3 protein-coding genes and 1 pseudogene are annotated in these 2,152 nt (G+C 68.5%); all 4 read left to right on the top strand.

What is annotated here, in order from left to right; genetic code table 11:
• On the top strand, positions 1 to 300 hold a 300-nt coding region (locus EHS43_RS46950), incomplete at its 5' end, for a hypothetical protein (protein ID WP_185806655.1).
• A gap of 8 nt (positions 301 to 308) precedes the next feature.
• Positions 309 to 779 (top strand): YbaB/EbfC family nucleoid-associated protein, encoded by a 471-nt coding sequence (locus EHS43_RS43195; protein ID WP_260470985.1) that lies wholly within the window; start codon positions 309 to 311, stop codon positions 777 to 779.
• Positions 776 to 1,141 carry a hypothetical protein gene (locus tag EHS43_RS43190; RefSeq protein ID WP_125195899.1) on the top strand — a complete coding sequence of 122 codons (366 nt, stop codon included), beginning with the start codon at positions 776 to 778 and terminating at the stop codon, positions 1,139 to 1,141. Before EHS43_RS43195 ends, EHS43_RS43190 begins: the two co-directional genes overlap by 4 nt.
• Before the next feature lie 53 nt (positions 1,142 to 1,194).
• Positions 1,195 to 2,152, top strand: a pseudogene (locus EHS43_RS43185) (hypothetical protein); the annotation flags it as partial.

Below are 2,152 nucleotides of genomic sequence, written 5' to 3'. Positions count from 1 at the left end.
GACGGCGAGCGGGTCCGCAACGTCATCGACAGCCAGATCGTCAGCAACCGCCGCGGGCGTACCGGCGCGGGCGGCACCCGCGGCAACGGCGGTTACGCCGAGGACGAGGTCCGGGTGGCGGCCGGGGGCCCCAGCACCACGGGCTCGACCCCGTTCCTGCCCGGAACGCCCGGAGCGGCAGGAACGCCGGGCCGACCGGAGACGCAGAGCACGGACCGTGCCCGCGAGACATGGGAGCCCGAGGACGAGGACGTCTGGGGCGCGGACGAAGGGGGCGCACCCGCGGTGATCGGACGATGAGCGAGTCCATGAAGCAGAAACTGGCGCAGGCCATGGCCGAGTTGGAGGCCGTGCAGGAGGCTGTCGAGCGCGCCGAGAGCGAGTTGCACCAGGCTTCGGTGACCGCGCGTTCCCGCGACCGCACGGTGGAGGTCACGGTCGGCCCGCAGGGCGAGCTCACCGGCCTGAAATTCCCCGACGGCAGGTTCCGTTCCCTGCCCGGCCCGCAGCTCGCCGCCTCCGTGCTGGAGGCCGTGCAGGAGGCGCGCGCGAAGATGGCCCAGCGGGTGATGGAGACCTTCGCACCGCTCGCCGAGCAGCAGGGCGGCGGCCCGACGGGGATCCGCGGCATCGACATCGACTGGGACCGCCTCTTCGGGGCGGCGCTCGAGGACGGCACTCCGGGCGGGCGGGGCAGGACGGCCCAGGACCGCCTGCGCGACGAGATCCACGAGGACCAGGACGACAACCGACACCGAGGACGAGGACACCGGTCATGAGCTCGGACAGGTACGAGGCGAATCCCGCGGGACTGCGGGAGGGCGTGGAGCTGATCGGGGTCCTGCCGGCCCTGGCGAAGAAGGCAGGCGACGACTTCATCGCCCAACAGGCGGAGTACCAGGGCGCTTACGGCTACGACGACGAGTTCTACCAGCAGAACTACCCCGGCTACACGGAAGCCAACGAGACGCTGCTCTCCGTGTTCCGCGAGTACGGCACCGCCTTCGCGTACCTCGGTTCGGCCGTGCTCGGCAACCTGCGCAACATCGAGGGCACCCAGCAGGACGCGATGGACGGGATCAACCTGCAGAACAACAAGCTGGACGCGTTCGGCGACGGTTCCGGGTCCGGGAAGCACTGAGCGGGCGGACACGGATGAGCGCGGTGGCACGGGCAGTGGGCGGGAGAAGCTGAGTGGAGGAGATCAACTTTCCGCCCGACGTGCGGAAGATGCTGTTCGTCCTCATCGGTGAGATGCCGTTGCAGGCCAGGGAGAACCTGCTCTACGCCAGCCGCGAGCTCTACAGCTTCTACGGAAAGAACCTGAGCAAGCTCAGGGACACCGCCCGCGACACCATTCAGAAGTCCCGCGACTCGCTGCCGCCGGCCGTAGCGGAGCAGTACGTGCAGGGCCTCACCATGCTGATCGGTGAGGGACGCGGCAACGACCCCGTTCAGCGGGTCCTCGACCAGATCACCGACCTCGAGAACCGGCAGATCGACCTCTCCCAGAACGTCCAGGGCGCCAAGTGGGAGATCATCGCCGAGATCATCATGCTGATCGCCGAACTGGCGATCCTGACGGCCCTGATGGCGTTCACGGGCGGCGCGTCCGTGTCGCAGATCTTCCTGGCCCGGGCCCGGAGCCGGTTCGCGGTCCTGATGATCATCGACCGGCTGCTGACGATGACCCACATCTTGCCGACGCTCACCGAGGCGGTCACCGAGGCCCTCCAGACCCTCGCGGTCCGGCTGGCCCAGATCGCCCTCAACAGCGGCCGCCGCAAGCCCGACGGCATCGACTGGGGAGACGTCGGCAAGGCCGCCGCGTTCGGTGCGGTCGTCGGGTTCTTCGGCAGCGTCTTCGAATGGGTTGCGAAACCCTTCAAGTCGATCTTCAAGAACCTCGACGCCGACGTCCTCGACAAGTTCAAGTTCAACCCGAACACCCTCAACTACAAGCTCCTCAAGAACGGCCCGCCGGAGATCGTCGGCGCCTTCGTCGTCGCCGGCGCGGCCGAGGGACTCGGTGAGTACGTCATCAACGGAGCCTTCGAGGGCAACTGGGACTTCAAGTGGGAGACGTTCGTCGGCAGCGGCTCCAGCGCGGTCTTCGAACTCGGCGCCTCCGTCGCGCTCGGCGGCGCCGGGC

The sequence above is a fragment of the Streptomyces sp. RP5T genome (assembly GCF_003933965.1).
Lineage (GTDB): Bacteria > Actinomycetota > Actinomycetes > Streptomycetales > Streptomycetaceae > Streptomyces.
This window is presented reverse-complemented; position numbering and strand designations above follow the sequence as displayed.

Excerpts from the sequence above, each read along its gene's own strand:
- EHS43_RS43190 (WP_125195899.1), top strand. The coding sequence starts at position 776 with ATGAGCTCGGACAGGTACGAGGCGAATCCCGCGGGACTGCGGGAGGGC.
- EHS43_RS43195 (WP_260470985.1), top strand. The coding sequence starts at position 309 with ATGAAGCAGAAACTGGCGCAGGCCATGGCCGAGTTGGAGGCCGTGCAG.